The organism is Tenacibaculum sp. SSH1-16, from assembly GCF_040104435.1.
GTDB classification, from domain to species: Bacteria; Bacteroidota; Bacteroidia; order Flavobacteriales; family Flavobacteriaceae; genus Polaribacter; species Polaribacter mesophilus.
Map to the genome: position 1 here is coordinate 22,080 of NZ_JBECOV010000017.1, position 26,395 is coordinate 48,474.

The 26,395-nt window shown below is 30.5% G+C and carries 42 protein-coding genes; 25 read left to right on the forward strand and 17 right to left on the reverse strand.

What is annotated here, in order from left to right; translation table 11 throughout:
• Positions 1–3 precede the first annotated feature (3 nt).
• From ABMY20_RS15220 to ABMY20_RS15270, 11 genes are all read right to left on the reverse strand, one after another.
• Entirely contained in the window at positions 4–249 is a 246-nt protein-coding gene (locus ABMY20_RS15220) for a hypothetical protein (RefSeq protein WP_349265706.1), read from the reverse strand.
• A 27-nt stretch (positions 250–276) separates the two neighbouring features.
• Positions 277–510 carry a hypothetical protein gene (locus ABMY20_RS15225; protein ID WP_349265707.1) on the reverse strand — a complete coding sequence of 78 codons (234 nt, stop codon included), beginning with the start codon at positions 508–510 and terminating at the stop codon, positions 277–279.
• Between the two features lie 49 nt (positions 511–559).
• Entirely contained in the window at positions 560–778 is a 219-nt protein-coding gene (locus tag ABMY20_RS15230) for a hypothetical protein (protein ID WP_349265708.1), read from the reverse strand.
• Positions 779–907: 129 nt separating this feature from the next.
• Positions 908–1,492 (reverse strand): hypothetical protein, encoded by a 585-nt coding sequence (locus ABMY20_RS15235; RefSeq protein WP_349265709.1) that lies wholly within the window; start codon positions 1,490–1,492, stop codon positions 908–910.
• A 293-nt stretch (positions 1,493–1,785) separates the two neighbouring features.
• Positions 1,786–2,121 carry a hypothetical protein gene (locus tag ABMY20_RS15240; RefSeq protein ID WP_349265710.1) on the reverse strand — a complete coding sequence of 112 codons (336 nt, stop codon included), beginning with the start codon at positions 2,119–2,121 and terminating at the stop codon, positions 1,786–1,788.
• Positions 2,122–2,123: 2 nt separating this feature from the next.
• Positions 2,124–2,435 carry a hypothetical protein gene (locus tag ABMY20_RS15245; protein ID WP_349265711.1) on the reverse strand — a complete coding sequence of 104 codons (312 nt, stop codon included), beginning with the start codon at positions 2,433–2,435 and terminating at the stop codon, positions 2,124–2,126.
• Between the two features lie 3 nt (positions 2,436–2,438).
• Positions 2,439–4,325 carry a hypothetical protein gene (locus ABMY20_RS15250; RefSeq protein ID WP_349265712.1) on the reverse strand — a complete coding sequence of 629 codons (1,887 nt, stop codon included), beginning with the start codon at positions 4,323–4,325 and terminating at the stop codon, positions 2,439–2,441.
• Positions 4,326–4,420: 95 nt separating this feature from the next.
• Positions 4,421–4,582, reverse strand: a complete 162-nt coding sequence (locus ABMY20_RS15255; protein ID WP_349265713.1) for a hypothetical protein — start codon at positions 4,580–4,582, stop codon at positions 4,421–4,423.
• A gap of 316 nt (positions 4,583–4,898) precedes the next feature.
• Positions 4,899–5,948, reverse strand: a complete 1,050-nt coding sequence (locus ABMY20_RS15260) for a nucleoid-associated protein (RefSeq protein WP_349265714.1) — start codon at positions 5,946–5,948, stop codon at positions 4,899–4,901.
• An 11-nt stretch (positions 5,949–5,959) separates the two neighbouring features.
• Complete coding sequence (locus tag ABMY20_RS15265) at positions 5,960–6,277, reverse strand: hypothetical protein (protein ID WP_349265715.1); 318 nt, start codon at positions 6,275–6,277, stop codon at positions 5,960–5,962.
• Between the two features lie 8 nt (positions 6,278–6,285).
• The gene (locus ABMY20_RS15270) at positions 6,286–6,441 is read right to left on the reverse strand and encodes a hypothetical protein (RefSeq protein WP_349265716.1); all 156 of its coding nucleotides are present in this window, start codon (positions 6,439–6,441) and stop codon (positions 6,286–6,288) included.
• Positions 6,442–6,474: 33 nt separating this feature from the next.
• Here ABMY20_RS15270 and ABMY20_RS15275 point away from each other — a divergent pair, with 33 nt between their 5' ends.
• Entirely contained in the window at positions 6,475–6,705 is a 231-nt protein-coding gene (locus ABMY20_RS15275) for a hypothetical protein (protein WP_349265717.1), read from the forward strand.
• Here the strand turns inward: ABMY20_RS15275 and ABMY20_RS15280 are convergent.
• Entirely contained in the window at positions 6,702–6,956 is a 255-nt protein-coding gene (locus ABMY20_RS15280; RefSeq protein ID WP_349265718.1) for a hypothetical protein, read from the reverse strand. The two genes, ABMY20_RS15275 and ABMY20_RS15280, sit on opposite strands and share 4 nt — an antisense overlap.
• Positions 6,957–7,072: 116 nt before the next feature.
• Entirely contained in the window at positions 7,073–7,372 is a 300-nt protein-coding gene (locus ABMY20_RS15285; RefSeq protein WP_349265719.1) for a hypothetical protein, read from the reverse strand.
• A gap of 237 nt (positions 7,373–7,609) precedes the next feature.
• On the opposite strand from ABMY20_RS15285, the gene ABMY20_RS15290 reads away from it, so the two are divergent.
• Positions 7,610–8,023, forward strand: coding sequence for a helix-turn-helix transcriptional regulator (locus ABMY20_RS15290; protein WP_349265720.1), 414 nt, complete (start codon positions 7,610–7,612; stop codon positions 8,021–8,023).
• On the opposite strand, the gene ABMY20_RS15295 is transcribed toward ABMY20_RS15290, so the two are convergent.
• From ABMY20_RS15295 to ABMY20_RS15310, 4 genes are all read right to left on the reverse strand, one after another.
• On the reverse strand, positions 8,020–8,301 hold the full coding sequence (locus ABMY20_RS15295) for a hypothetical protein (RefSeq protein WP_349265721.1): 282 nt from the start codon (positions 8,299–8,301) through the stop codon (positions 8,020–8,022). The genes ABMY20_RS15290 and ABMY20_RS15295 overlap by 4 nt on opposite strands.
• Before the next feature lie 2 nt (positions 8,302–8,303).
• Entirely contained in the window at positions 8,304–8,819 is a 516-nt protein-coding gene (locus ABMY20_RS15300; RefSeq protein ID WP_349265722.1) for a hypothetical protein, read from the reverse strand.
• Entirely contained in the window at positions 8,794–8,946 is a 153-nt protein-coding gene (locus ABMY20_RS15305) for a hypothetical protein (RefSeq protein WP_349265723.1), read from the reverse strand. The genes ABMY20_RS15300 and ABMY20_RS15305 overlap by 26 nt, the downstream gene beginning before the upstream one ends.
• A 192-nt stretch (positions 8,947–9,138) precedes the next feature.
• Positions 9,139–9,663: a DUF4468 domain-containing protein gene (locus ABMY20_RS15310; RefSeq protein ID WP_349265724.1), complete on the reverse strand. Its 525-nt coding sequence runs from the start codon at positions 9,661–9,663 to the stop codon at positions 9,139–9,141.
• A 246-nt stretch (positions 9,664–9,909) separates the two neighbouring features.
• Between ABMY20_RS15310 and ABMY20_RS15315 the strand changes: the two genes are divergently transcribed.
• The 23 genes from ABMY20_RS15315 (at position 9,910) to ABMY20_RS15425 (ending at position 26,395) form a co-directional block, all read left to right on the forward strand.
• The gene (locus tag ABMY20_RS15315; protein ID WP_349265725.1) at positions 9,910–10,371 is read left to right on the forward strand and encodes a hypothetical protein; all 462 of its coding nucleotides are present in this window, start codon (positions 9,910–9,912) and stop codon (positions 10,369–10,371) included.
• 42 nt (positions 10,372–10,413) lie between these two features.
• Positions 10,414–10,917: a hypothetical protein gene (locus ABMY20_RS15320; RefSeq protein ID WP_349265726.1), complete on the forward strand. Its 504-nt coding sequence runs from the start codon at positions 10,414–10,416 to the stop codon at positions 10,915–10,917.
• 24 nt (positions 10,918–10,941) lie between these two features.
• Positions 10,942–11,754, forward strand: a complete 813-nt coding sequence (locus ABMY20_RS15325) for a S49 family peptidase (RefSeq protein WP_349265727.1) — start codon at positions 10,942–10,944, stop codon at positions 11,752–11,754.
• A 7-nt stretch (positions 11,755–11,761) separates the two neighbouring features.
• Positions 11,762–12,184 carry a hypothetical protein gene (locus ABMY20_RS15330; protein WP_349265728.1) on the forward strand — a complete coding sequence of 141 codons (423 nt, stop codon included), beginning with the start codon at positions 11,762–11,764 and terminating at the stop codon, positions 12,182–12,184.
• Between the two features lie 2 nt (positions 12,185–12,186).
• Positions 12,187–13,200, forward strand: coding sequence for a hypothetical protein (locus tag ABMY20_RS15335; RefSeq protein ID WP_349265729.1), 1,014 nt, complete (start codon positions 12,187–12,189; stop codon positions 13,198–13,200).
• Between the two features lie 13 nt (positions 13,201–13,213).
• On the forward strand, positions 13,214–13,633 hold the full coding sequence (locus ABMY20_RS15340; RefSeq protein WP_349265730.1) for a hypothetical protein: 420 nt from the start codon (positions 13,214–13,216) through the stop codon (positions 13,631–13,633).
• Positions 13,634–13,636: 3 nt separating this feature from the next.
• Positions 13,637–14,194 carry a hypothetical protein gene (locus tag ABMY20_RS15345; RefSeq protein ID WP_349265731.1) on the forward strand — a complete coding sequence of 186 codons (558 nt, stop codon included), beginning with the start codon at positions 13,637–13,639 and terminating at the stop codon, positions 14,192–14,194.
• Between the two features lie 7 nt (positions 14,195–14,201).
• Positions 14,202–14,474 carry a hypothetical protein gene (locus tag ABMY20_RS15350; RefSeq protein ID WP_349265732.1) on the forward strand — a complete coding sequence of 91 codons (273 nt, stop codon included), beginning with the start codon at positions 14,202–14,204 and terminating at the stop codon, positions 14,472–14,474.
• Between the two features lie 86 nt (positions 14,475–14,560).
• Positions 14,561–15,286 (forward strand): hypothetical protein, encoded by a 726-nt coding sequence (locus ABMY20_RS15355; protein ID WP_349265733.1) that lies wholly within the window; start codon positions 14,561–14,563, stop codon positions 15,284–15,286.
• A 142-nt stretch (positions 15,287–15,428) separates the two neighbouring features.
• Positions 15,429–16,064 carry a thymidylate synthase gene (locus ABMY20_RS15360; RefSeq protein WP_349265734.1) on the forward strand — a complete coding sequence of 212 codons (636 nt, stop codon included), beginning with the start codon at positions 15,429–15,431 and terminating at the stop codon, positions 16,062–16,064.
• Positions 16,064–16,903 carry a DNA adenine methylase gene (locus ABMY20_RS15365; protein ID WP_349265735.1) on the forward strand — a complete coding sequence of 280 codons (840 nt, stop codon included), beginning with the start codon at positions 16,064–16,066 and terminating at the stop codon, positions 16,901–16,903. The genes ABMY20_RS15360 and ABMY20_RS15365 overlap by 1 nt, the downstream gene beginning before the upstream one ends.
• An 87-nt stretch (positions 16,904–16,990) precedes the next feature.
• Positions 16,991–17,539: a hypothetical protein gene (locus tag ABMY20_RS15370; protein ID WP_349265736.1), complete on the forward strand. Its 549-nt coding sequence runs from the start codon at positions 16,991–16,993 to the stop codon at positions 17,537–17,539.
• A complete protein-coding gene (locus ABMY20_RS15375; protein WP_349265737.1) occupies positions 17,532–19,043 on the forward strand; it encodes a hypothetical protein in 1,512 nt (503 codons plus the stop codon). Before ABMY20_RS15370 ends, ABMY20_RS15375 begins: the two co-directional genes overlap by 8 nt.
• Positions 19,044–19,286: 243 nt before the next feature.
• Positions 19,287–19,613 carry a hypothetical protein gene (locus tag ABMY20_RS15380; protein WP_349265738.1) on the forward strand — a complete coding sequence of 109 codons (327 nt, stop codon included), beginning with the start codon at positions 19,287–19,289 and terminating at the stop codon, positions 19,611–19,613.
• Positions 19,613–20,932 carry a hypothetical protein gene (locus ABMY20_RS15385; RefSeq protein WP_349265739.1) on the forward strand — a complete coding sequence of 440 codons (1,320 nt, stop codon included), beginning with the start codon at positions 19,613–19,615 and terminating at the stop codon, positions 20,930–20,932. Before ABMY20_RS15380 ends, ABMY20_RS15385 begins: the two co-directional genes overlap by 1 nt.
• 29 nt (positions 20,933–20,961) lie before the next feature.
• On the forward strand, positions 20,962–21,846 hold the full coding sequence (locus ABMY20_RS15390; protein ID WP_349265740.1) for a DUF6712 family protein: 885 nt from the start codon (positions 20,962–20,964) through the stop codon (positions 21,844–21,846).
• A 56-nt stretch (positions 21,847–21,902) separates the two neighbouring features.
• The gene (locus tag ABMY20_RS15395; protein WP_349265741.1) at positions 21,903–23,306 is read left to right on the forward strand and encodes a hypothetical protein; all 1,404 of its coding nucleotides are present in this window, start codon (positions 21,903–21,905) and stop codon (positions 23,304–23,306) included.
• A 2-nt stretch (positions 23,307–23,308) separates the two neighbouring features.
• Entirely contained in the window at positions 23,309–23,695 is a 387-nt protein-coding gene (locus ABMY20_RS15400) for a hypothetical protein (RefSeq protein ID WP_349265742.1), read from the forward strand.
• Complete coding sequence (locus ABMY20_RS15405) at positions 23,667–24,083, forward strand: DUF1353 domain-containing protein (protein ID WP_349265743.1); 417 nt, start codon at positions 23,667–23,669, stop codon at positions 24,081–24,083. Before ABMY20_RS15400 ends, ABMY20_RS15405 begins: the two co-directional genes overlap by 29 nt.
• 5 nt (positions 24,084–24,088) lie before the next feature.
• A complete protein-coding gene (locus ABMY20_RS15410) occupies positions 24,089–24,577 on the forward strand; it encodes a phage holin family protein (protein WP_349265744.1) in 489 nt (162 codons plus the stop codon).
• Positions 24,578–24,581: 4 nt separating this feature from the next.
• The gene (locus ABMY20_RS15415) at positions 24,582–25,007 is read left to right on the forward strand and encodes a M23 family metallopeptidase (protein ID WP_349265745.1); all 426 of its coding nucleotides are present in this window, start codon (positions 24,582–24,584) and stop codon (positions 25,005–25,007) included.
• Between the two features lie 2 nt (positions 25,008–25,009).
• Positions 25,010–25,630, forward strand: coding sequence for a hypothetical protein (locus tag ABMY20_RS15420; protein WP_349265746.1), 621 nt, complete (start codon positions 25,010–25,012; stop codon positions 25,628–25,630).
• Between the two features lie 3 nt (positions 25,631–25,633).
• Positions 25,634–26,395 carry a hypothetical protein gene (locus ABMY20_RS15425; protein WP_349265747.1) on the forward strand — a complete coding sequence of 254 codons (762 nt, stop codon included), beginning with the start codon at positions 25,634–25,636 and terminating at the stop codon, positions 26,393–26,395.

Below are 26,395 nucleotides of genomic sequence, written 5' to 3' on the forward strand. Positions count from 1 at the left end.
TATCTACAGATAAGTTAGAATGTATATTTTGTACATAACACCATCTTTTAAAGCTGTAGACGGTTTAATCCACCAATCACACTCACCGTATAATTGTAACAATCTTTGAATTTTATTGATTTGTTGTAAATAAAATTCGTTTCTATCTATGTAGATAATTTCTCCTTCAACCCTAAGAAGCATTTTTCCATCGTCTACAATTTTTCCTAGTTTCTCAATTAAATCTGAGTAAGTCATTTTTTTTGCCATAGTTTGCTTTTTTGCGTAGCGGAAATGCTACAGATAAGTTAGAATGTATATTTTGTACATAACACCATCTTTTAAAGCTGTAGACGGTTTAATCCACCAATCGCATTCTCCATACAATTGTAATAATCTTTGAATTTTATTGATTTGTTTTAAATAAAATTCGTTTCTATCTATGTAAATGATTTCTCCTTCAACACGAAGAAGCATTTTTCCTTCATCTACAATTTTGCCTAGTTTCTCAATTAAATCTGAGTAAGTCATTTTTTTTGCCATAGTTTGCGTTTTTGCGTAGCGGAAATGCTACTGTTTATTAAGCTTTACCTTTTACGAAAGTCAGATCGTAACTTCCTTTTTCTTTTAACCAAGTCATTGCGGTATGCCCCCCCATTATTGTTGCTTCATGTTTAATCTCATCAACAAATGTTTCTCCTCCTGGTGTTCTGTAAACTTCTACCTTATCACCAACTTTAAAAGCAGAATTAAAGGTGTTAACTTGATTTTCTAATTGTTCTTTTGATAATTGTATCATAATTTTTGCGTTTTTGCGTAGCAGAAATGCTACAGTTTAAAAACACAACGAGTTACCGATACTCCGTTTATTGCTCTTGAGCTCTGAGGCGTTGAGAATATTCGCCCTTTCACTCATTGTGTTTGGTTATTATATATTTTTAGGATTATTACTACATCTTCCTTTGTGAGCATTAAGAGCATTTTTACTTGTAAATTCTCTTTCACAATACTCGCAAGTGTTTTGTTTTAATTCGTTAATTTGTTGCTGCAACTCGCTAAACACTTGCTCTTTTTCGCTATAAGCTTGAAGGAGCTCGCTCAATCCTTGCTCTTTTTCTGTTTTAATTCGTTGATATTTAGCCACGAAAACAGATATTAATTGATAGCCTATAAAGGCCATAAAAAAACTGATAAAGCTTAGTGTAACTGTATCATTAAGTGAAGAACTGTTTAAAATATCAAACACTAATAGCAACATGAAAGCGTCCATTACAGCAATTATGTAAGGTGTATATTTACTGTGATCGTTTACAGAAACAATTAATAAACCAGTTGATAATGCTACACCTGTAAAACCTGCAGCAACACTTCTTATTAACATATTTGATATAACGGGAGTTAATATATCAATAAGGAGCACAGATATTTTTAATGCATAACCTAGTATGTAAAGTAGCACAGCTAGCGAAACTGCTCGTAGGCTTGTCATTTTATCTTCTAACGTATATTTCATAGCTATTTTATTCTTTTAATAGTGTGTTTTATACCACCTATATATTTATAATTTTGTTTTTTAAATTGAGGAGATTCACAAAATAGATTTAGTTCTCCTAGATTGTTGAATTCTACTGTATCTCCTATTTTTATTTGTTTTTGGTCTTTCATAAAATCGGTCATGTCTTTATTAATAATTTGTAATAGTTTTTTGCAATATGTTGTTACACTTGCTACATTTTTCAGCAGTTACTTCCCAAGAGGCAAAACCATCGATAACCACTAAAGAAGTTTTTGTATGCAAACAATTTTTTACTTTTTTGAATCGAGTTGATTTATTGATTTCTGAATGTTCGTTTTTTGATAATCGTTTTTGGCTAGATGAATCTGATCTATCAATATGTTTTTTAGTCCCCAAGCTTCATGGTATTTAAGTGTTATACTTACTTTTTTATGAGAGTTTAATAAGTCTAACTTTTTTATCAACTCCCTTCTTTTTTTTTCAAACGTATCTGAAAGCGTGTAGCCCACCGAAAAAAATATTTTTGTTTCTTGGTTAAGTGCATTGAACGGTATTTCATAAATCAAGTTTAAAACTGTGCTAATTGCCACTATTTCGTCAACACTAAATTTTAGTTTTGTTTTCATAGCTAAACTGTGTGAGAATGAACTAATTTTTTTGTTTTATTGTCGTAGAATAAAAGCTTATTTGTAACAGAAGTGTATTCTGTTTTTTTATTAAACCTTCGTATCATTCCATCTATTAAATCATTAAATGATTTTCTATTTTTACTCAAATGATTATACCATACAGGGTTACTTCTTTTTCCGTTTGGTCCTTCTAACTTTAAATGATGCTGTTTGTTTTTAAGCATAATCACCATTTTTAATACACTACATGTTGGGCAGGTAATTTTATTCTCTTTACCACAATTACATTTTTTACTTATCTGATCACTCATTTTTTATGCTTTGTTTTTGGTAGCCCTAGCACTTAATGCTTGTAGCTGAATTTGATATTTTTTTGGTAAGTTTTTTCTTACGTATTCAAACAATTGCTGTTGTGTAATTTTTCCTTCAAAATACTCGTTCAGCTTCTTGTTAAGTTTTGTGCTGTAACGTTGTTCCTTCTCGTTTGTTTCTATTTTTATTATTTCACGCTTACGCTCGTTTGATTTACGTTTAAGCTTCTTTTTTGCTGCTTCTTGTTTAGATTTCTTCTCAAGGTGCTTTTGCCAAGCTTGATGAAGTCCATAAAAACCGACCTCTTTTTTGTGGGTCCTGTTAACATCAAAATAAAGTGATGGATAAAGTGCATTAATTCTGCTATGAACAAACCATTTACGAGCATATTCAAGTTTCCAGCGATATTCTTTAAGCTTGGGTATTAAGTCATCTTTTTGAGTTATTCCTGCAAAAAGTTGATTTTGAAGCATGCTAATTGCATTGTACCAACTACCTTCTAAAACATTGTGGTTTTTCCAAATTTTTGCGGAAGATTTCACAAAATCATGCACTAAAAACAATTTTAACTCATCTAGGAATAGCCCTGAATATTGAATTATATTTTGAATTTGATCATATCTAATCCCTTTGTAAGAATCAAACTTACCTAGTGATAACATTTTTGAAAAATCTGCTTGTTTTAGCATTGTTTTTTCAACTTCAGCTAATAGTTTTGGATTGTGCTGCGGCCTTTTTTTGGATGATTTCATAAAATCAGGCAGCAATTTCTTTATATCCGCGCGGCTTGGTGCGGTATTTTTTTTATCTTCTACCTGGTTAGTGTTCTTGTAGCTGTCTGCAAGACATCCATTGTTGCTTTCGTTCTCCTCCAGCATCGAACCGGATTTGTTATGATCTGTGATATTTTCACAGTCATCTATTTTATTTTCTTTTGATAAAGTTCTAGTAGTATGATTAAGAATACGAAACTTTTTCGTTTTAGAGGGGTTAAGGCTAGGGTTATCAGTATGTTGCGACTTAGGTGGATTTCCGTCTAAAACATGTAAGATTTTAAAGCTAATATTGAAAAATACAGGTCTGTTTCTATCAAAAAAAACATAGTTTTCTATTACTCCAGCTTCTATTAATCTTTTAACTGCATTCTGAAGCGACCTAGGTGTTGTTTCCAAGCGTTTATTTCCATTCTGCTTGTGCTCTGCAGTATTAGTGTAATTTATTTTTAATTTAGGGAATGCGCTTTTATGTGCTGTTGTAGGTCTTTTGCTATTCATCAACTTATAATTGCGGATTTTTAATTGTTTTACATAAAATCCAACAAACACATTTAGTATATCGTTTAAGTTGTTATATAGTTTTTGTAGTCTTTTTTTACGTACATAATTAGCTCCTAAGCAACTATTAAAACTATCTACCTTTTCATTATACTCTTTAGTAAAAAGACCTTGGTTTTCTTTCTTAAAAGCTTCTATTTTAGCTAATATGTTCTTATCTTTAGTTTGAATTACTTCTTTATTGAAATTATTAATTTCTTTGTTATACTCTTTTGTTTTAGCATTATATTTATCTCTATAAGCCCTGTAATTATCCATAGTAATATTAACAGCATCCCTATCCATATATGGGTAGTTTATATAGTGATAATACTTTTTTACTGTTTCTTTACCTTTTTTTGGAATATAGTATCCGTGAGTACTATTAAAGTCTTCTACAGCTTTGTTGTATTGCAGCTCTGAATATCTTTTTCGATATGCCTCTGCTTTGAAATTTTTTATTGCGTGAGCAACTATTTCAGTAATTGGGTGTTCTTCTAAGAAGTTTTTTACACTTTGGTTATACTCACCAATTTTTGTGTAAGAGTAATTTTGTGGGGTAGTATTATTTTGCATACTTTTGCGTAGATAGTGTAGACATCTTTGATGCCTACCTGATTAGTATTAAGCGGGCAATGATGGTCGAATATTCTTGCCTGCTTTTTTTGCATCTAACTTTCCAAGTTTTTTATTAAAAATTCTGCTTGCCTGGTTGCATAATCTTCTGATGTATCTATATCTTCAAATTCTGAAGGTGTTTGTAAAAATTGCTTGTTCCACTTTTTAAAAGCCTTTGCTATTTTTACTTTTGTTGTAATTATTTGTTGACTCATTGTTTTTGTTTTATTTAAGAGGTTTTGATATTATCGCCACCTCTTATCTATTTATAATGAAATAACATTGCTACTATATTCAATAGTAATATTTTGCTTAGGTTGTGTAAATCTCAAAATATCAGAAGTCAATTTACACCCTCTTACTCCAACTATATCATACATGTTATCTCTTACTTAGGTTCTTGTTTTTGAATTAAAGACTAGACAGTAAAAAACCTCCATAGACAATAAATTGCAATGCCTAATAAAATAGCTAGTACTATATAATCTTTTGTGGTGAGATATTCTGGTTTATTAAACTTCATTAGATTAATTATTTTTCGGCGTTGTAAAACACTTTATAAAACTTCATTTTTTTATCTTCATCGTATCCTTGTTCCAAATACTCTGTAGAAGCATCTGGCGCGTCTACATCAACTTTTATTTGGATATTAGTATCAAGCTTTATATCAGTTTTAAACTTGCTTTTAACTTTCTTTAAAACGGGGTCTGATACTTCAAAATTGTTAAGAATTTTAACATCGTTAAGCTGTTCAAAGTACTTTTTATAATCTTCAAATTGCTTAGCATTTTTTTCTTCAGGAAGCACTATGTTTTTAAAATCTTCATAGTTTATATCTTCGTGTTCTTTAAAATAATCAACTGTATTAGCTAAAAAAACATTTTGTTCTTTCTTTCCAAGCTCGGGTTTTAAAACTTCTTCTGAGAATTCTTTACACAGTTCTAAATAGTTTTGTGTATGAAGATTTCGATCATTAGCATACTTAACATTTAAAAAGTTTTTTATCCAATATTGTGTGTCGTATTGATTATTATCTACTGAAAGAACCACAGTACCTTCAACATCTGAAGTATTTAATATTAAGCAGCCTTTATCTAGTTTGTTTGGAGAGATTCCTTTTTGTACAACTACATCAAAATTACTATCATCTAAATAGGTCTGAAAAAAATCTACCTTACTTTCAATTTTAAAAACACCAACAGCCTCGGTAAGCATATCTTTATATTCAATACCCTCAAAAAGAACCACAAGTACATCACCGGTTTTAATTTGAGCAGAATTAGACTGTTCAAACAAATGATTTACTATGTTTATTGAATTTTTTATAAAGGTTGAGTCGTTATCAAATACTTCAGAAGCATATTTATTTAAGTTATTTAACCTAGTATCTGAATGATGTGTAAAACGATAACTTTGAGTAAGATTACTAAAAGGCTTTAGTAAAAAAGGCAGTAGAAGTTCGTAGCTTTCTTCATCAAATTTCACCAAATCTGATGAAAAGGAATTATGGCCACTATTGTATTTATTAGCTACTTTATGAATAATACACTTACTTATTTCTGAACGGGTTCTTTTAATCATAACTTTGGTTTTTATATTCCTAATCGTTCTAATTCGTCTATAATGGATTGCTCTTTGTATTTCATGGTTGATTTTTTATACTTACCAGGATCCACTTTTAAAAGCGTTCTTGGATCTTTTAATTGTTCATTTAACCAATACACCGTAACACCATATTTTTGTTTCGCTTCTTTACGAGTTATCCATTTATGACTTAATGGAACTGATTCTTTTTGTTTAGCATTTGCAATTAATTCTTTAAGTGCTGCTTTATCAATAACAGCCAACCCTAACGTATTTAAATGATCTACGAATTGCTTTGCTTGCTCTATGTTTATTGCTGCACTCATTACTATTATTACTTTGCTAATATGAAAGTTCTATTAGGTCCTTGAACCCACTTACGGCCTTCTAATACTAATTGTTTTTCTACTTTTTTAGCTATTTTTAAAGCTGCTTCACCTTTCTTTTTTTGGAAGCTTATTGATATTTCTGCTAAACTATTTTCTTTCATAATTGTTTATTTTTGGTAGCTAAAACTATTAATATGATTAAGTACGAGATAAAAACAGGATGTAGCTTTTTGAATGAAAAAGCACGACAACAAAGAGACATCGGATTTAAACCTAAGTTAAAAGGTATGAGATGTGGCAAATGCTCTGAACATACAGTAATAAAATTTGTAGAAACAGATTTTACGCATGTAAAAGCAGTATTTAATAGTTGTTGTTCTGAATTTGAAAATCGCATAAAAGACAAGCTTTGGAATAAAAATTAATTATTTAAAAGTTCTTTTGGCCTAATTACAAAATAGTTTTTTTCAGCAGAACCGTTAACTTTAAAAAACTGAACTAAATAACTTATTGGATAAACATTTTCGCAGATAATTAATTGATGTTCAAATTTTTCAAAACCTTCAAACTGATAAAAAACAGAAAAGGAGTTGTAATGAACTTTTATCTTTGAAAGCATACCTGGTATTATTAAATCGGCAGCTGTTGGTTTATGATAAACTTTTTGTTTCTCCATGGTTAAAATTTCTTTTAAGTAGCAAGTGGCGAAGCGTACGCCACTTGCTTAAGTACTTAGTGTGTTTAATCCCCAAAAAACTACTTTCTAAATACCTATTGTTGCTAACTATCTACTTAATTTTTAATACCTAATATTATTTCTGCTTCTACTAAAATGTTTTCAATGTTTTTTACATTTCCTAAAAACTTATCGTAATGAAGCTCTAGTTCTTTATAAGTGCGAAATATTTTATTGTTGGTGGTTACTATTTTTAAATAATCTAAAAAGTCATCAAAACGTTGTTTTCTACCAACACAAAATGGTATTGCACTAGGAGGTACCTTATAGTCTTTAGTTGTTTTCTTGTAAAACACTTGATGCTTTTCTGAATAAAACACCTCTTGATAATTGCTCTCACTGGTTAAAACACTCATAATTATTTTATTTTTTTGTAAAAACAAAAGCAACTAAACAGCCATGACCAGTGAGCTGTAAAGTTGCCTTGTGATTGGTAAGGCATCTGCCTACCTGATTAGTATTGTTTATATTTACACGAGTTTTGGTCATTTTAACACGTAAACTTTTTTATATTTGTTTTGTAAAGACTCTACAAACATACAGAAAAAATATGTATTCATACATATAAAAACTGTAAAAAATACAAAAAAAATATGACAACTGATTTTATCTCTCACAATATCAAGTACTTAGTAGAAAGAGAAAAAGAGACAAAAGATGCTTTTGGAAGGATGTTTGACCTTAATAGAGGGTCAGTAAGTAGTTATATTGAAGGGAAAAGCAAACCTAAAATTGAAACATTACAAAAAATAGCTGTAAAGTTCAATGTAACAATTGATGATTTAGTAAATAGAGATCTTTCAAAAATAGACAAACTAGATGAAGTTTTACTTCCGAATGATATTATAAAAAAGTTTGACGAGATAAGTGACGATGAGCTAACATTATATATTACAAAAAACAAGAAGAGAATATTGGAGAATGAAATAATATCATTATACATTGATAAGTTAGCAACTGAAAAAGCATTAAAAATATTAGCTAATGAGATTAAAAATAAAATTTAAATATACTTAAAAACAACTTCTTTTTCATGCTGGGTTAAAGGCATGTCTCTTAATAACTTTGACTTAATTAAGCTTAATTTTTCTAACTCTTTTAAGTTAAAGTTAATTTCATTTTGATACTCTACAATTTTACAGGTTTTAACCTCTTCAACCTCTTTCAATAAAAACCTCCTAAAGGTTTCTGGAGAATCAACACCATTTTTAAACCTATCAAACCCATTATTAAGGTCTCGTATTTTAGCCTTTATTTCACTCGCCTTTTTCTTGTTTATATTCATGATTATTGCTTAATAGATGATTCAACAAATTCCAGACCTTTATCAAGTAGTTGTTCTTTATATATATATTTAATTTTAACAAGTTTTACATAATCTAGAAATCTTAAGATTGAAAACACAGAGAAGCCACTAATACACAACCCGATAAATATGTAAGCAATTAAATTAAAATCAACATCAGGTATTACAACCCAAGACATAAAGAAAGTGGCAGACACCAAGGGAGATAATAATGAGAATTTAAGCGTCTTTTTGAAATGACTTATATTCTCATTATCTAAAAAAGTAACAAGTATTAGTATTCCAATAGTTACAAACAACAGACTTGAATGAGTACCTGCACTGTACAAAAATCTATGGATACTTGTGTAGCCTAAAAATTTATCATTAAGAGGTTCGTCTTTCACTAATACATGTACAAACGGCAATATCCCACTTAAATAAATGAGGATATTACCAATTGTTTCTATAGTTAAAATTCTAAAGGAATCATTAACCTTTTGTGGTTGGTGTTTCAACTTTGTCTTTTTCGATGAGCTTAAGATCTTCATTTTGTTTTTGTAATTTTTCTAAATCAGAATCTGTACATGCATTAAATGTTACTGTTAACATAGTTACTACTGCTAAAGCGAATACTTTTTTCATTTTGTTTTTGTTTTTAGTTAATAAATAAAAAAACAAAAGTAAGTTGTAACTTTTTAGTAATAAAGGACAGTAAATAATTTATTTACATAGCATTACATATACTTAATTTAAAAAGTTATGTATTTAAGGGAAGTAATTTTTTGGGAATACTTCGCAAATATACATTTTTATAAGTTCTTTTTAAGTTTATTTTTACCAATCTTCATCTTTGGTAACAGTTTTTCCTGTTACATAATTGTAAAAAGATAGTGATAAGTTATTTATAGTTTTTTCTAAGCTTGGAACAGCATCTTTAGCTGCCCTCTTAACTTTTCCTGTTTTCTTTTTGAAAAAAGTTTTATAGCCAGTACCTACAGAATTAGCGTTTTTAATATCTATATAAAACCTGTATTTACCTTCTTTAAAAGAAATTTCTAAATTATACTCAATATCATAATACATCTTTGATCCTAAAGCTTTATACCACCAAGCATTTTTTTCTAACCCATTAACTCTAATTTTTTTATTAGGTATGTTAGCTTTAAGCACATAGTCTGGGGTATTGTAATATTCTTGAACCCAATTTAATGCATTATTATAAATTTCGGGCGCTTTCATTCCTTTAACTTCTACAATAATAGGTTTTATACCATCTCTAGACAGTTTTAGCTGAGGAATTTCTTGACAACTTGTAGAAATTGCAAAAAATAAGATTGGAAGTAGTAGTAATTTTTTCATCAAATTTTTTTTGTAAAAGTGCGAAAATAATTTGTATAAACAAAGTCCACAATACACAATACCCCTAATTTTTTTAGTTTTAAATAGGGATAACCCTGAGTTTTTTTTAACACTTTTTAACATTTAACACTAATAATAAAATAACTTATTATTAAAACATAAAATAGTACATTTGTAACAAAGGAATTACTTGCCTGGTTAGTAAAATAGTTAAGTAACAAAAAACTGTATTTATACTAACCTCTTATGATTACAATTCACTTACCTGTAAAAAAATACTTAAAAAAGTATTTGATATCTAAGTACGGAGACAACTTTAATGTAACAATGAATTCTGCTTTAGGTATAATTGTTAGCTCTGTTTTACAAAACAAAAAATACATTTACAATTACACGCTTAAAAAAAACAAAAGTGAAGATGTTTTTGTGTTTAACGTGTCTTTAAGACATTTTAAAGACAATGGCTGCCACATTACAGAGCATCATTTATACTACATTAACAAAGCTTTAGAAGATGATTTTGCTCAAGATATTTTTATGCAAGCAATTACCAATAAACATAATTTTAATATAGCTTATAAGGATACCATCATCGCAATTTTACAAACTTACCATATTGATGAGAGCGAACTTTCATACTCTACCATTAGAAAGCGATTTAACAGAAATAAAGATGGAATAATGAAAAAATTAAAAATATCTGCGTAGCAAAAAGGACAAAAAAAAAATAGCCAAAAAATATGCCGATTTATGAATACAGAATTATGCAATACACCAGAAGATTTTATAAGAGAAATAAGACACGTTATAGTGTACAACGCTTCTGTTTTAACCTTTAATCAAAACCTTAAAGGTCTTTACCCGCCTACTATTGAATACTTATATAAAATACCAGTACAGACGCCTGAGAGCTTTAAAAGAAGGTTTAGATTAAAGAAGCAGAACAAAAACAACTATTTTACAATAGATCTTTCGTTTCCTTTTTTTGATTTAACCTTTCAAAATAGAGCAAAATTATACGACTTAGCAAAAGATAATAATTATGTTGTTGTTGTAGCATCTAACAGAGAAATGATGGTGCTTGGTAACGATAGAGAACGCTTAAGTATTGATGTTATTGATAATATACAAGATAACAGCAGGGGGAAAGATCATTTTTCTATCCAAATTACTGGAGAAACAATTATACATCCTTTACTTAGAAAAGTTAGCGAGCCTTTCCGTGTCCTTTTCTTTGCCAACCGACTACAATAAGTTTGCTTGCATAAAGAGTATTTTATGCAAAACAACCATTTTATTAATCAACCCTTAGCAATAGACAAAGGATATTTAACTTCAGTTTTAACTGGAATTATAATGTCTTATCAAAAGGAAAACTTTTTAAGTGAGTTAGAAATTGAAGCTGTAGCTATGCACAATATAGAGCTGCAAGCAGCAGAACATCAATCAAACGGTTCAGAGTCTTTTCCGGTTGTCCTTAATATTATTGGTCCTATTATTAAATACTCTTCTTGGAATTATTTAGGTACGCAGTCAATCATTAAAATTTTACAAAGACTTGAAAACGACGATCGCGTAATCGCAGTCGTTTTAAATATTGATTCTGGTGGTGGTATGGTTTCCGGAACCGCTGAATTATGTAACGTATTACAAAATTTTAGCAAACCTACTTATGCTTTTACTAATGGATATATGTGTAGTGCTGCACTTGATATTGCTGCTGCATGTAAACACCGTTTTTCTCACCCTAATGCCGACTTAATTGGAAGCTTAGGCGTTATGATGAATTACCAAGATTACTCAGCAATGTTTGAGAAATGGGGTGCTACAATTTACGAAGTGTACGCACCACAATCTACCGAAAAGAACAAAGAATTTAGGGAATTACTAAAAGGAGACAAAACTTTATATGAAGAGCGATTAGCATATTTAGGTAATGAGTTTATTGCTAGAGTAAAATCTAACATTGGTAAATCTATTAAAGATGATGGTAAAGTTTTTAAAGGAAAAACCTACACACCTAAAGAGGCTTTAAAAGTTGGTTTGATTGATGGAATAGCGACCCTAAAAGAAGTATTAACACAAATTTAAAAAATAGATGAAATACGCATTACTAGCAGGTTTACTTGGTGTTGAAGCTGTAAACCTTAAAGCAGGAATATTTGGCGGAAAGCCTTTTGCTTCTTTTGATGAGGAAGCTTTAGAGAAAATTGAAAGCGCTTTACAAGAAAAGGACACTTCTGGATTAACAGAACAAGTAGCAACTTTAACTCAAGAAGCAAAAAACACAACCGATGCGGTTACAGCTGCTTTAGAGTTAAATGAGTTAGCAGTTGAGGAAAACGCTTCTGTTGCCGAACAAATTAAAGCTCTTGGTACTAAATGTAAAGAGTATGGAGAAAAGAAAACTGTACACACTGCGATTACTAATGATGGTAAAGAAACTGATCTAGACGATGGATTAATTGAAGGCTACATTGACCCGAATGCCGAACATAATAAACTTTTAAATAACATTTAAAAATGAAGGTAGAAGAAATTAAAAAAGAAATTTTAGGGTATTTAGCTAAGAACCCAAAGCTTTTACAAGCTGCAATTTTGTCTCAGGGTATTTTATTAAATCAACACTCAAGAACCATTACAAAAGTAAGAGGTGAGTACCCTACTTTACATTCTTTAATAGGTCATGTAGTTCAAGGATTTAGCTCAAAGAAATGGACGCCATTTGGAGAAGTTCAGTTCAGAAATAAAGTGATGAAAAATTATCATCAAAAAGTAGATTTTACACTAGATCCTGCTGAAATTATTGGAACTGTTATTGAATCAATGTATGATGAAAATAAAGCACTTAAAGATAAAACGATTTCAAAACATGGAATTGAATTGTTACTCAAAAAAATTATTTCTGATGTAAATATTTTATCTGTGCATGGTGTGTATGATCCAGCTAAAATTGGATTAGATACTCCTGAGTTTGGTTTCTCAATGGATGGTTTAAATGAAATCATTAGAAAAGGATTGTTAAACACCGATAATCCGTATTACTTAATACCTGGTGATGCAGTTACTGAAACTAATATTGTGGATGTAATGACTTCTTATGAAAGAAACCTTCCTGAACATGCAAAATCAAGGGTTAAAAAAGTATTCGTTTCTGAAAACGACAAAGAAGCTTATCAGATTAATTATGAAGAAAGATTTGGACAAAACAAATTCCAAGACAACAAACTAAAAACTCGTTTAGGTAAGCGTGAAATAGTTGGTATCCCTGGCTTAACTAATGGAACAATTATTTCAACTATTGATAACGGATTTGTTAAAATGGTTGATGTTATAGATAATCCTGCTACAATTACAGATGTTCAAGTAGATAAGCGAATCTTAAATGTTTTAGGTGAGTTTACTTTAGGGTATGATTTCGCAATTAATGAATTAACATTTGCACATACACCAGATGGTACCAAAAACAAAGGTTTAGGAATTACAGAGTTAAACAAACTGTATTTCCCAGAAGAACAAGGTTTAATTGGAGTATAATACTTAACTAATTATGTCAAAAAATAAAACTAAAACTTCTGAAGTAAACAATACTTCAGAAGTTTCAAAAGAAGAAACATTAAAAGCTAACGAGGAGGCTTTAGCGAAACGTGAGCAAGAAGTAGTAACTAAAGAGGAGGCTTTAGCGAAACGTGAGCAAGAAGTATCAACCAAAGAGGAAGCTTTAGCGAAACGTGAGCAAGAAGTAGCAACCAAAGAGGAAGCTTTAGCGAAAGGAACCACAAAAAAAACTCCAAAACCACAGATAGGTTTAGATTTTAATTTTAGAAATGAGAAGTATAAATTCTCAGATGGCGCTCCAGTTAAAATTAGATTTGGAGGAAAGGTTTACACCCAAAAACAGCTTGCTGAAGATGAAGATGCTTTAGTTGAGTTATTAGGAGGAAATTCAAGTTTAATTAAAAAATTATAAACTATGGGATGTTTTGACAACGTTGCACATGAGAATATAGATAACTGTCCTAATGTTGAAGTTGCCGGAGGAACAGCAACACGATTACTATACATACCTGCTCCACATTTAGATAAGTTGGATTTACCTTCTGATTTATCTTCTTACAATTCAAGAATGACTATTCCTGAAGCTAACCTAGTAGTTGCTACAGATAAAGGGTTTAAGGGAATTGATGTAATGGTGGATGAGAGTGAATTAAAATCTACTTTAGTTGGTAATAGAGGAAACAAAAAAGCTAAAAGTGAATTGGAATTTTACATTCCTGGTTTCAATCCAAAAGTATTAGGTTTTGTAGACGCCTATAAAAACGTGCCAATGGTATTAGTAATTATTGATGCTAATGGCAATAAGTGGGTTTTTGGTACTAAATTAAATCCTGCTTTTGTTGAAGGTGGTGACGGAACTACCGGTAAAAAGTATGAGGATAATTCAGGAGTTGCTTTTAAAGCTGCTGCTAATAGCAAACTGTATTACTACCCAGGAGCCATAACTGAATTAAAAGATACACCAACACCATAGTGTAGTTATGGATTTGAACATATATTTTAAGAACTTATTACCTGGAAGTAAAACCTACTTACCAGGTAATAAAATTGTTGATTTAAGCAAATTACCAGCTGATTCTTTAGAATTGTATTTAACCGGATTCCCTCACATAGGATTGAAACCTGAAGCTGTTGAATTGTTTAAAAAAAACAAAATACCGGTTAGCAAACTAAAAGAACTTATTGAGCTAAAAATAGCTCAAAAAAATAAAACTGATGTTAAACTTTTAAAGTCATTATTACCTAAAAAGTAACCTTGCCATTTTATAGTGATTTTTATTTATCGTGTCTTTAAAGCCTCTATTCTTCCCCAAACTATAATAGGGGCTTTTTTTATGTTATGAATGTAAAGCAGCAATACAAAAAACTAATTAGTGATTATTTGGCGTTAGGTGGCAACCAACGTTTTATTGATAAGCTACCTAAGCTATATTCTTTACAGAATGAAGCAAAGATTCGTGCTGAATTGAGAAAACTAAAACAAAGATTGCCAAAAACTACTGAAGTTAAAGAAACTCTGGTTGAAAGAACCACTATCGAAAACAATTTGAAAAAGATTGTTATTAAACCCGAGTCATCGTTAAATGATATTGGTTTGATTTCTGAGTATCCGGTAGAACTTCATCCTGTTTATTTAGAGCGAAGAAATGAGTGGATTAAAGCCTGTTCATTAAAAATTCAACTAAACAATGTAGCAATTAAAGACGAAGAGGAAGCTTTTAGATTACAACTTGAAATTTATAAAAGCATAAATATTGTTGACGCTGCTAACAAGGAATTACTTCATTACAAAACTTACAAACGTTTATTGCCAAAAGATGTTAAAAATGATTTTTCTACCCTAACAGAAGTTGAGTTATTAAAAAAACGCAACAACCTACGCAGCAATATATCTAACAGGAAAAAGACTATTGAAAAAATCAAAATTTCTTTAAGTAAAGCAACCGATAAGAATAAATTAAAATTAACGGACAAGTTATCTAGCAAATTAGAACAGTTGGAGGAATTCCAAATTCAAGTTGATAACATCAATAAGTTATTAGAAGAAAAAGAAACAAGGGGTTGATAAAAATCCCCCAGCTTTAAAAAATATCTCACCACTTTTTAAACAAGAGCCACACAAGCTACTGGAGGACGTAAGTCTTAACAGTCTCGCTTGTGTGGCTTTTGCTATGAGTGGTGAGAACAGCAAAATTAAAAATTTAATAATGAATAAGTACCATAAAACTTTAGAAAAAATACTAAAAAAAGGTAAGAAACAGTACAACAAAAAAGGATTAATAAAATATCTTATTAATGAAAAGTTAGAGTTAAAACCAGTTGATTTACTTGAAATTCTTGAAGGTCATGCAGTTGCAAGAAATAAACTGAAAAATGAACTTGATTTGTTCATGAAAGGAGAAAGAAACACAGAAAAATACAAAGAAATAGGTGTTTCTTGGTGGGATTATTGTGGTCCTATTTTGGTTAACTCATATCCTACTTATTTCGAACAACTTCCACCTTTAATAAATAGGATTAACAAAGAAAAACGTAACTCAAAAAACTATGTTTTATTCCTTGGAGCAAATAATACTGAAACTAATCAACAACCTTGTTTGAGCCTAATTCAATTTCAAATTGACAGAGGAAAATTGGTTTTAACAGCTTATCAAAGAAGTAGCGATGCCTCTTTAGGGTTGCCAGCAGACATCTATCACTTGTATTTAATTAGCAGGCAAATAAACCTACCACTTAAAAGTATTACCATAATGTTGGGTAATGTTCATATTTATGAAAATAACATTGATAATACTAGAGAACTAATAAAAGGAAACAAACCAAAATTTAATTTAAATACATAATGAGTAAACAACATAAAAGCTCACCATTACCTTTTCAAGGACAAAAAAGAAATTTTATTAAAAACTTTAAAGAAGAATTAAAAAAATATCCTGAAGACGCAATTTATATTGATTTGTTTGGAGGTAGCGGTTTACTGAGCCACACAGTTAAACAACAAAACTCTAAAGCAAAAGTAATTTACAACGATTATGACAATTTTAAAAAGCGATTAAATGCGATACCTGAAACTAACAAGTTGTTATCTAAGATTAGAGGTTTGGTGGAAGATATTCCAAATAAAAAAGCTATACCAGATAATATAAAGTTTAAAATATTAGATATTGTTACGGAATCAGACCGAAATGGTTATGTTGATTATATTTCACTATCAGCTAACTTGCTTTTCAGCATGAATTACGTTCAAAATCTAGAAGATTTTAGAAAACAACGATTTTACAATAGGGTTCGAAAGACTAATTATGATGCTAGTAATTACTTGAGTGGAGTTACTTTTGTTAAGTATGATTATAAAGAATTATTTGAAAAATACAAAAACGAATCCAACGTAGTGTTTTTGGTTGATCCACCATACTTATCAACCGATTGCTCAACGTATAATAATTACTGGAAGTTGTCTGATTATTTAGATGTTTTAAAAGTATTAATGAATACTAATTATTTTTATTTTACATCAAATAAATCAAGTGTTGTGGAGTTGTGTGAATGGATAGAGACTAACACTGGAGGTAAAAACCCATTTAATAATGCTAAAGTTATTTACCATTATAACAATACAACACATAATACAGGTTATACTGATATAATGCTTCATAAAAAATACACAACAACAATTACTTAAACAACACAAAAAAAGCCTTGTTAAACTAATTAACAAGGCTTTTTTATTGTCCTTTAGTACGTTCTCTGCTGCAGGTATTTTAGCAGTATGGAACTGACAAAATTTTCAAAAGATAATACTTTTCAGCTTATTAAAGCTTCATTTTTAGATGATACAATTGAGTTGTCTAAAGAAGTTGCAGAAAAAAAGAAAAGACTTCGACATGCTTTTGCTATGCGTCTTAATAACAAGTACAACAAAGGTCAAGTTTTAAAAAAACTTCTTGACGAGTATGGTGTTAGCCAAGCAACAGCTTACAGGGATTATAATATGGCCATGGAGTTGTTTGGCGAGTTGGACAAAACTGATAAAACCGCCGAAAAACTTGTAATTGCTCAGGGGTATTGGGATATATACCAAAGAAACTTAAAAAAAGGCAAAGATGAGATAGCTCTTAGAGCCTTGGAAAAATACCAAGCTTTATTTGATTTTGAGGATAATGGAGAAGTTATAGATCCAAATAAAATACAAGCAAATGTATATAACATACACATGTCGAGAAAAGGAAATAAAATACTTAAAAAGGTTTTAGCAGAAGGAGTAGTAGATTTTAATTCAATGGCAGAAGATGCTGAATATGAAGACGTAAATGAGTAAATATTTACCACAAAAAAAACTAATTCTAAATCCTTTACAGATTGCTGCTATTGAGGCAAACAGGACTCATAAAGCAAAGCATATTAATATAGAAGCGGGTAGGGGTTCTGGAAAGTCTACCTTATTAGGGTGGTACATGAAAGAAGGTGTTAGGCAGATGCCTAGAGCTACCGGTGTATTGGTTGGTGAAACTTTTGTTCAAATTAAATCAAGAACATTACCATCTACAAAAGAAGGTTTGGAAATGTTCGGCCTATATGAAGGTATAGATTATGTAGTTGGTAAAAGTGGGCAAAGTATGGGGTTTGAGCTTCCTTTTCAAGCTCCCAATAGCTGGAGTAATGTTATTCATTTTAGAAATGGTTTTGTATGGGTAATGGTTTCGTTGGATAATCCTGATTCGGGACGTGGATTAAACTCATACATAGTAATAGGCGATGAAGCTGCATTATTAAGTTACGAGCGTCTTTTTAACAATGTACTTACTACCAATAGAGCAAAGAAAGTAGAATTTGAAAAATGTTCATTGGTAAATGCAACTATTTTTACTTCATCGGTAGCACTAACAAAAAAAGGCGATTGGTTTACACAAAGAGAACAGTTAGCTAAGAAAAAACCTAATGAATATGTGTTTTTGAAAGCACCTGCACACGTTAACATCGAAAACCTTAAAAAAGGTTGGATTCAAGAAATGCGAGAGCAAGCTGTCTCTGAACTGATATTTAATGCAGAAATAAAGAACATTAGACCTAAAGGAGTTGCTGAAGGGTTTTATGCACAACTTAAGGACCATAAACATTACTATAAACACAAGTACGATATAAATCTACTTGGAGGGGTAACCGAAAAGTATATTGCGAGTTGTAAGTACGATACTGATTTATTGAAGAATCAGCCTATAGATTTTGCCTTAGATTTTGGGGGTAGGATTAATACTGGTATTGTATCTCAGTATCTAAAGTCTTTAAACCAAGTCAACATACTTAACGAATTCTTTGTTAAAAATCCACACAAACTATCTGATTTAGTTAAGAAGTTTATAGACTATTACCAGGACCACAATTGCAAGGAAGTAAACTTATATCACGATCGTTCTGGATACAAAGCAGAAGCTAACAGTAAAACAACTTTAGCTCAAGATGTAGAGAATCAACTAAGAGCTGCCGGATGGAAAGTAATGAATAAGACTCCAAATTCTAATAACCCTGCGCACATGTTGAAGTTTAGGCTTATTAACGAGATACTTTCTGAAGCATCACATGGATTACCACACATAAGAATAAACCAGGACAACTGTCCTAACTTAATTATATCAATGGAGAACGCAGGGCTTAATCATAAAGGAGATGCTTTTGAAAAAGATAAAAGCAGCGAGAGATCAACAGTTATACTTCAAGAGCATGCTACTCACTTATCTGACTGCTTTGATTATTTATTATGGTGGAAGTTCTCTTACTTGATGGACTACAACTATCACTCATCATACATAGTTACTAACCTATAGCTCAAAAAACACAAAATCAACAGGTATAATTTCATATTTCGCTCTTTTCAAAAACTCAAATTTTAATTTTTAGTAAGGCGGCTGTGGTATTTTGAGTAATTCAATGAGAACTTTAAGTATATTTTTCCATGTAACTATCTGTAAATAATCGTCTTAGTTTTTTAAGTATGATAAAACAACCTGTTTAAAGGATAAAAAAAGTGTGTCCTTTATTTACCACCCCCGTATTAGCACCTTTGAACCATGGTAGAAAACATAAGTTTAAAGGATGTTCTCATAGACATGAAGAAATTGGATGAAAATAAAAACCCAATTCCTTTTACAATATCAGTCAGGAGCTTTGATAAAAAAAATAAAACTGGAGGGAAATATACCACTTACTTTAACGCAACATTAATGCAGCAAGGAAAAAAAAGGAGCCTAACCAGCCTTAAGGAAGGTAAGGAATTGAAGAACCCTAATCATTGGGAAAACAAAACAAGAAATTTAAAAATCCCTGATTTAGATAGACCTCAAAAAATAAACATTCTGTCAATTATTAAATATAACGGTTTTAATGTAGTGTACTAATGGAAAGAATCAGTTCAAATATTTATGCTGTAGGAAACACAGTTTCTTTTTTTGACAAAAAGAGCTCCCGACATACATCAGTAAAGAAAAAAAAAGGAAGCAATGATACCGGAGAATTTTCTGCATGGGGAGAAGATAATTTGTCTCCACAAAATTTCTATAAAAAACTTGTAAAAACTGACGCAGCTGTAGGAGGGCTTGAAGTTTTAATATCTGCGCATTACGGCACCGGTTTTAAATTATATGAGGAAATAGAAACTGAAAAAGGAGTTGATTTAAGAGAAAGATTAATACGTTCTTTTCCTGATATTCACAGTTTCTTTAAACAAGTAAGATGGCAAATTTTCATAAGTGAAATAGTTGCTGATTATGAGACTTTTAATATTTGTTATCCTGAATATTTATTATCCCCAGATAAATCTAAAGTTATATCAGTTAAAAGGCATCAATCAGCATACTGTCGACTTTCTATTCCTGATCAAAAAACAGGGTTAATAAATTATGTTTACATCAATTCTGATTGGGAGAATTATGATGAAGATTTAACTGAAAAAGTTCAATTTTTTAGTCCAGAAGTTAGCGTGGAAGAAGCAAGGGAGTATTGTAAAAAAAAGAATATCGAAAAATTTATAATACCAGTAATTGCTCCACTTACAAATGAAAAAAATTACCCTGTTGTAAAGTGGCATAGCTCATTTAGAAACGGTTGGGTAGATGTTGTATTATCTGTTCCGGAGTTTAAGAAATATATGTTTGAGAATCAAATTAATTTAAAACATTTGGTTTATGTAGCAGACGATTTTTTTTCTCATAAATACGGGCAAAATATTTGGCAAGAGTTTGACGAAAAAACACGAGAAGAAAAACGCGTTGAATTAGTAGGGAAAATCGATGAACATTTAAGCGGTAATAAAGCGAGTGGACGTTCTTTGGTTTCACCATATTTTCGTGATGGTAATGGAAACCTTATAAAAGGAATTGAAGTGGTTCCTATAGATGACAAAATTAAAGACGGAAACTTTTTACCTGATGCAGCCAGTGGTAATTCTCAAATTCTTTTTTCTATGGGTGTTGACCCTTGTTTGTTGGGTGCTGGAATTCCTGGCGGAAAAAATCTTAGCGGTTCTGGATCCGATAAAAGAGAAGCCTATACTATTCTATGCTCAAGAATGCCAATAAGAAGAGCTAGAACTCTAGAAATTTTTACAAGAATTAGAGATTGGAATGGATGGAACGAAAATTTGATAGGTAAATTCCCTAACATCAACCTAACAACACTAGACAAAAACCCCAACGGAAGTAACGAACAAACATATTAAAAAGGACAAAAAAAAAATAGCCAAAAAAAATGCCATTATTTACTACTATAGAAGGTGTAAAAAAACATATTAATGTTTCAAAAAATTTAGATATAAAGTTGTTAATGCCTTACAAGGTTGAAGCTCTAAATAAAATTTATGAATTTATACCACAAGATATTTTTGAAGAAATAGAAACCACACATCCAGAAATATTCACGAGTATAGAAAGAGCTGCAGCAAACTATATGGTAGCATTTTCTATTCCATTTATTAAAATTCATATATCAAACACAGGTGGGCAAAACTTCGATGACAATAAATTAACCAAAGCGGATTGGTGGGATGTAAGAGATTTTGGTATAGCAGCTGTGAAGATAGCCGACAAAGCATTATCAAAAGCAATTAACTTACTTTTAAATACTACTTTAAAAAGTCAATTAACTTTTTTAAACTCAAAAGAGTTAATAATATCTACTCCTCAAGAATTTTCTAATATTTATGAAATTGGAAGCTCATGGGACGTTTTTAAAAGGTTAATCCCTTTGATGAGGAATTCGTGGAAAATCTATTTAAGTAATCAATTAACAGGCTGTACGATTGAAGAAATCAAAGTTGATGAAGGAACTAATGAACTTTTAAAAAGCATTGTAGCCTATTTTACTATTGCTGATGCAATAACAGAACCAACTTTGCTATTCACTAATACGGGGATAGTAATTCAATGGGAGGAATTACCATGGCAAAAATCACAAGTCCTAGACTTTAAAAACCTAGAACTACTTAGTAAAAAATACTTAAAAAAAGCAAACGATTTATTGGTGTTACTTCATAAAGAGTTAAAAGACAATCCTGAAAAATTCCCTTGTTATCAATTTAATTCAACTATATCGCACAGGCCTACTATAGCCAAGAAATCAGGTTTATACCTATAAATTCACGTCCTTTCTGTATTCTGACCGCATCTTTAATTTAGCTTAAAAATTTTTACATGGGTTATAAAATTAAAACAGTTGATGGAGAGCTTAAAGAGTATGCTTTTGATATTGGTGGAGTTTTAGCGTTAAGAAACTTTAAAGCAGTAACTAACGGTAACAGGTTAATTATTGAGTCTCATGAGAAGGCAAACTTTACCATTCTTGATGCTCTAGTAAATGAGGTTGAAATTGATGGAATTGTTTATGATGACCCCACAGCAGCTCAAGAAGCTTTACAACGATTAGTTTTTAACCCGTTGGTGCCAGTTATTTTGCCGCAGGCTTTACGTGATTTAATAATTACTTCTTTACAACCAAATAGTATTGCCGATAATTTAACAACTAACGACAGTAGTAAAACATTATCTGCAAAACAAGGTGTTGTTTTAAAAGAGTTAATAGACGCTGTAAATCAAATTCTAACATCAGATGACACATCTTTAGACGAATTACAAGAAATTGTTTCTTATATTAAACAAAACAAGACAGATCTTCAAAATTTATCCATATCAAATATTGCCGGATTAATTGATGCTCTAGCTAGTAAAATAACACTTAATCCAACAGGTGACGAAAATAAGTATTTTAACGAAAAAGGAATAGCTGTTCCTATTGTTATTCCCGAACAAGTACAGTCAGATTTCAATCAAGAAGACAATACTAAGCCCGATTATATAAAGGGTTATCCCTTAAGTGTTTTAAATCATAATAGCGCTGTAGCTTTTGAAACTAAAACATTACAATTTGACAAAAATTTTGAATTTAACAACTCAGAAAAAGAAGTAAAACTCATCACGGAAAATTTCAGAACTCTGTCTTATAAAAAATCACCAGTCTCAAGTATAAGCACAGGCAATGTTAATATAAACACAACAAAAACTAATCAAGTAAGTCTAGGACTTGTGTTTTCTTCTAAACAATTTCATGTTTTACAATTAATTTATTTATCAAGAAATGATTTTGGTTTCTCAGGTGTTTACCCAGTTAAGCTAGTGAAGAAAATATACCTTGTAGGTAAAAACGCTAAGTTTGATAACAGTAGTGAAATTTTATTACTTACAGAAGTTACCGAAAATCAAAGTAGAATTAATGATTCAAAAGAACATTTTAAAATTCACAATGTTGACTTTTATACAGATAGTTCTTCATCGGTTAACAATGTACACTATAGTAAGATATCATTTTTAGAGAAAAAGTATAATGAAGGTGGAGTTGAAATTGAATCAATTAGCAAATCGTACTACGTAAGATCTTTAAACTACTCAGGAAGCCTTGGTGATATGTTAATTGAAAATGTAGACTTTGCTATAAAATTGGAAACCACAATAGAATTTACAGATTTAAATAATTCTGAAAACAATAACGTAGTTTTTAACTCTTTTTTAGAATTAAAAACTTTAATAAATGAAAAAATTTAACAATGAAAAAAATATGCACCACTACAAAAGTTCGTCAAGGTAACGATGGACAAATGTATTATGTTTCAAGAGAAATTTTAAAGTTCAATCAAACGCACAATGGTTTTGTTGCTATTTATAAAGAGGAGCTTTTTGATATTGTTGACTCTAAAATAGTGGTAAAAGAAGAATACCCTCAGGTTGACTCAGAATTTACTAATGAACGAGTAGCGTCATTATTCTCTTTAATCAACCAGCCAATATTAACTTCTGAGAACTTTGTGGATAAATTTAATGCGCTTCAAGTACAAGCTATGCTATTTGATACTATAAATCAAACAGAGCTTGGTAGATATGGAACAAAAGAATGGATAGTTTACAATGAAGATCAATTACTTGCAACAACCTAAATATATACCACTAGCTTATATAACATCGAGTAGTCGTGATTTCATCACCACTACAGCCATTAATGTTGAGCTGTCAGATGGTAGAGAAATTATAATACCAAAAGGCTATAAAACTGATTTAAGCAGTAAGCCAAAATGGCTATGGAGCTTTTTACCACCATTTGATGAAAGATTAATTTCCTCGTTAATACATGATTTTTTATGGACTAATAAATTAGAAGAAATAAAACACCATGGAAATATTTACAAGGCTTTTGTTTTTTCTAATAATGAATTTAATAAATGGAATAAGTCATTAGCGCCAAATAGTAAATTAAAGAACTGGTTAGAGTACCAGTTTCTAAAAAATTTTAGCACCCCCTTTTATATAGGAAAAAAAAACATTTAACCCTCATGAAAACAACTCATATAGATTATTCTACTTCTGGAATTTTTAAAGCTATAAGCTACGTGTTTTTTTGCTTTTACACTTGGTTAAATAGCATAGGAATAGATGCCTATGCTTTTTATACACTTATAATATTCATGTTTTTAGACATCATAACAGGTTTATTAAAAGCTAAAAGAGTACCTAATTTAAAAAACCCAAGCTCAAGAGAAGGGAAAAAAGGAATTTTATCAAAAATTATAATGTTTGTCATCCCTGTTATTTGTGGGTTGATGTGGGGGCTTTTTGATAAGCAAAACGCTTTAAAAGTAGTTAATACATTATTAGTTGCATTAGCTATGGCAGAAGGTTACTCAGCAATCGCTAATGCGGGTTCTGCTTACTCACGAAAAAACTTAGTTGAATATGATGCAGTAACATACGTGTTTAAATCTATTTCTTCTATTATAAAAAACTTGCTAGAGAAATTACTTAATAGTTTAAAAAATCAATAAAAAAATGAAAGCGCCATTAAAACCTATAATATTAAGAGGAAAAGACTCAACCGGCAATGGTTGGTTTGGAGCTTCAAGAGGTAGCCGTAAACATGAAGGAGTTGACTTTGTTGGTGTGCCAGGGCAAAATGTATACGCCTGTGAAAGTGGACGTGTAAGAGTAGGTAATGTCTACCAAGGTTCAACTAAAATGAAATTAGTTGAAATTAAAAATGATACTTATAAAGTAAAACAAATGTATGTTTTGCCAACTGTAAAAACAGGGGATGTTGTAAGTGAGGGTGATGTTATTGGTACGCTTCAGGATGTAGCTACTTATCATGGTTCAAATAAAATGAAACCTCATTGTCATGTAAGTGTTTGGAAATTTGGTTTATTAACAGATCCAGAACCAATAATAGTTCCTTGCAAATGTTTAAACCCTTTTTAATTATGTGGTTATTAAAATTATTAAACTTTAAAGATTTAAAGTACTTAATCATCATTGCATTATTTGGTTTTGGTACCTATTTATACCAACAAAACAAGGAGCTTAAAAAAGAAAACCAACGAACGGTAAACAATTATCAAACAGCTTTAAAACTTGATAGTTTAGAGATAGCAATCTTTAAGGTAAAAAAAGATAAAGAAATTAAGGAGCTGTTACAGCAAAATAAAGAGCTTAATAGCCTGGTAAAAAAATCTAAAGTAAAAACCAAACGAATACAAGGACTTTACTATCAGAAAATAAGTTATATAGATAGTTTAAAAAAGACAATAAATGTTACTCCGATAATAAAGTACATTAGAGATAGTACCCCTTATACTATTCCATGGAGAGATTCAACAACGTGTTTAGATATAAGAGGCAAGCTTGTTTATCGTAATGATAGTTTAAACGTTATTATTAATAAAAGAGAATTCAACAATGAAACCGTTTTAATAAAACACGAAGGAAGGCGTAAGAAAGTAAAGTGGCTCTTAGGTTTACGTTTAGGACCTCGAGATATTACGTTTACTCCAGAATCTAAATGCGGAAAAAACAAAGTTATTATTATTGACAAAGACAAATAATTGATGAATATTACTACTCCTCAGGACTGGCAAGAACTAAACAATTGGCAACAAAGAGAAATTGCATATTTATATCTCAATAGTACAGAATATAATTTTGAAAAAAATATTCTACAAATCCTTAAAGTAACCATTCAAAAAAACGATACTTTCCTTTCTAAAATAAAAGCATATAGTGTGTTTAGTCAAGTAGCACCTGATGTACTTATGCAGCATCATAAATTCCTATTAACAACCCCATCATTAAATATATTTCCAAAAGTTAAGAAGTTAATTGCTCCAGGTCCAAGACTAAATAACATATCAATAAAACAGTTTTCAGTAACAGATGCAATTTTTTTTAAATGGAAACAAACAAATGAAGAAGTGTACCTATATCAATTAGCAGCTTCTTTATATAGTTTAAAAACCGGATACGACTCTTTAAAACTCCCAGAAGTAGCTAAAATAACCGACAAGCTTCCATTAAAAACAATTTATCAAATAGCATTAGTTTATTTGTCAGTAAGAACACTAATAACAAGTAAATACCCTATTGTATTTCCTAAACCAAAAGAAGATGAAGAAGAGCAATTAAAACCAGTTTTTAAAAAGAAGTCTTACACACCATTTAGTAAGATTATAACCACCATGGCAATGGACGAACGACAACCGTTAGGAGTATTAAGTGAATGCAATAAAACCAATGTCTATGATTTTTTTAATGTATTAGAAGAATCAATAATTCGTCATGAAGAACAAGAAAAGGCACTAAAAAAATCTTAA

Coding starts and splice junctions, on each gene's coding strand:
- ABMY20_RS15220 (WP_349265706.1), bottom strand. CDS start 249: ATGGCAAAAAAAATGACTTACTCAGATTTAATTGAGAAACTAGGAAAA.
- ABMY20_RS15225 (WP_349265707.1), bottom strand. CDS start 510: ATGACTTACTCAGATTTAATTGAGAAACTAGGCAAAATTGTAGATGAA.
- ABMY20_RS15230 (WP_349265708.1), bottom strand. CDS start 778: ATGATACAATTATCAAAAGAACAATTAGAAAATCAAGTTAACACCTTT.
- ABMY20_RS15235 (WP_349265709.1), bottom strand. CDS start 1,492: ATGAAATATACGTTAGAAGATAAAATGACAAGCCTACGAGCAGTTTCG.
- ABMY20_RS15240 (WP_349265710.1), bottom strand. CDS start 2,121: ATGAAAACAAAACTAAAATTTAGTGTTGACGAAATAGTGGCAATTAGC.
- ABMY20_RS15245 (WP_349265711.1), bottom strand. CDS start 2,435: ATGAGTGATCAGATAAGTAAAAAATGTAATTGTGGTAAAGAGAATAAA.
- ABMY20_RS15250 (WP_349265712.1), bottom strand. CDS start 4,325: ATGCAAAATAATACTACCCCACAAAATTACTCTTACACAAAAATTGGT.
- ABMY20_RS15255 (WP_349265713.1), bottom strand. CDS start 4,582: ATGAGTCAACAAATAATTACAACAAAAGTAAAAATAGCAAAGGCTTTT.
- ABMY20_RS15260 (WP_349265714.1), bottom strand. CDS start 5,948: ATGATTAAAAGAACCCGTTCAGAAATAAGTAAGTGTATTATTCATAAA.
- ABMY20_RS15265 (WP_349265715.1), bottom strand. CDS start 6,277: ATGAGTGCAGCAATAAACATAGAGCAAGCAAAGCAATTCGTAGATCAT.
- ABMY20_RS15270 (WP_349265716.1), bottom strand. CDS start 6,441: ATGAAAGAAAATAGTTTAGCAGAAATATCAATAAGCTTCCAAAAAAAG.
- ABMY20_RS15275 (WP_349265717.1), top strand. CDS start 6,475: ATGATTAAGTACGAGATAAAAACAGGATGTAGCTTTTTGAATGAAAAA.
- ABMY20_RS15280 (WP_349265718.1), bottom strand. CDS start 6,956: ATGGAGAAACAAAAAGTTTATCATAAACCAACAGCTGCCGATTTAATA.
- ABMY20_RS15285 (WP_349265719.1), bottom strand. CDS start 7,372: ATGAGTGTTTTAACCAGTGAGAGCAATTATCAAGAGGTGTTTTATTCA.
- ABMY20_RS15290 (WP_349265720.1), top strand. CDS start 7,610: ATGACAACTGATTTTATCTCTCACAATATCAAGTACTTAGTAGAAAGA.
- ABMY20_RS15295 (WP_349265721.1), bottom strand. CDS start 8,301: ATGAATATAAACAAGAAAAAGGCGAGTGAAATAAAGGCTAAAATACGA.
- ABMY20_RS15305 (WP_349265723.1), bottom strand. CDS start 8,946: ATGAAAAAAGTATTCGCTTTAGCAGTAGTAACTATGTTAACAGTAACA.
- ABMY20_RS15310 (WP_349265724.1), bottom strand. CDS start 9,663: ATGAAAAAATTACTACTACTTCCAATCTTATTTTTTGCAATTTCTACA.
- ABMY20_RS15315 (WP_349265725.1), top strand. CDS start 9,910: ATGATTACAATTCACTTACCTGTAAAAAAATACTTAAAAAAGTATTTG.
- ABMY20_RS15320 (WP_349265726.1), top strand. CDS start 10,414: ATGAATACAGAATTATGCAATACACCAGAAGATTTTATAAGAGAAATA.
- ABMY20_RS15325 (WP_349265727.1), top strand. CDS start 10,942: ATGCAAAACAACCATTTTATTAATCAACCCTTAGCAATAGACAAAGGA.
- ABMY20_RS15330 (WP_349265728.1), top strand. CDS start 11,762: ATGAAATACGCATTACTAGCAGGTTTACTTGGTGTTGAAGCTGTAAAC.
- ABMY20_RS15335 (WP_349265729.1), top strand. CDS start 12,187: ATGAAGGTAGAAGAAATTAAAAAAGAAATTTTAGGGTATTTAGCTAAG.
- ABMY20_RS15340 (WP_349265730.1), top strand. CDS start 13,214: ATGTCAAAAAATAAAACTAAAACTTCTGAAGTAAACAATACTTCAGAA.
- ABMY20_RS15345 (WP_349265731.1), top strand. CDS start 13,637: ATGGGATGTTTTGACAACGTTGCACATGAGAATATAGATAACTGTCCT.
- ABMY20_RS15350 (WP_349265732.1), top strand. CDS start 14,202: ATGGATTTGAACATATATTTTAAGAACTTATTACCTGGAAGTAAAACC.
- ABMY20_RS15355 (WP_349265733.1), top strand. CDS start 14,561: ATGAATGTAAAGCAGCAATACAAAAAACTAATTAGTGATTATTTGGCG.
- ABMY20_RS15360 (WP_349265734.1), top strand. CDS start 15,429: ATGAATAAGTACCATAAAACTTTAGAAAAAATACTAAAAAAAGGTAAG.
- ABMY20_RS15365 (WP_349265735.1), top strand. CDS start 16,064: ATGAGTAAACAACATAAAAGCTCACCATTACCTTTTCAAGGACAAAAA.
- ABMY20_RS15370 (WP_349265736.1), top strand. CDS start 16,991: ATGGAACTGACAAAATTTTCAAAAGATAATACTTTTCAGCTTATTAAA.
- ABMY20_RS15375 (WP_349265737.1), top strand. CDS start 17,532: ATGAGTAAATATTTACCACAAAAAAAACTAATTCTAAATCCTTTACAG.
- ABMY20_RS15380 (WP_349265738.1), top strand. CDS start 19,287: ATGGTAGAAAACATAAGTTTAAAGGATGTTCTCATAGACATGAAGAAA.
- ABMY20_RS15385 (WP_349265739.1), top strand. CDS start 19,613: ATGGAAAGAATCAGTTCAAATATTTATGCTGTAGGAAACACAGTTTCT.
- ABMY20_RS15390 (WP_349265740.1), top strand. CDS start 20,962: ATGCCATTATTTACTACTATAGAAGGTGTAAAAAAACATATTAATGTT.
- ABMY20_RS15395 (WP_349265741.1), top strand. CDS start 21,903: ATGGGTTATAAAATTAAAACAGTTGATGGAGAGCTTAAAGAGTATGCT.
- ABMY20_RS15400 (WP_349265742.1), top strand. CDS start 23,309: ATGAAAAAAATATGCACCACTACAAAAGTTCGTCAAGGTAACGATGGA.
- ABMY20_RS15405 (WP_349265743.1), top strand. CDS start 23,667: ATGAAGATCAATTACTTGCAACAACCTAAATATATACCACTAGCTTAT.
- ABMY20_RS15410 (WP_349265744.1), top strand. CDS start 24,089: ATGAAAACAACTCATATAGATTATTCTACTTCTGGAATTTTTAAAGCT.
- ABMY20_RS15415 (WP_349265745.1), top strand. CDS start 24,582: ATGAAAGCGCCATTAAAACCTATAATATTAAGAGGAAAAGACTCAACC.
- ABMY20_RS15420 (WP_349265746.1), top strand. CDS start 25,010: ATGTGGTTATTAAAATTATTAAACTTTAAAGATTTAAAGTACTTAATC.
- ABMY20_RS15425 (WP_349265747.1), top strand. CDS start 25,634: ATGAATATTACTACTCCTCAGGACTGGCAAGAACTAAACAATTGGCAA.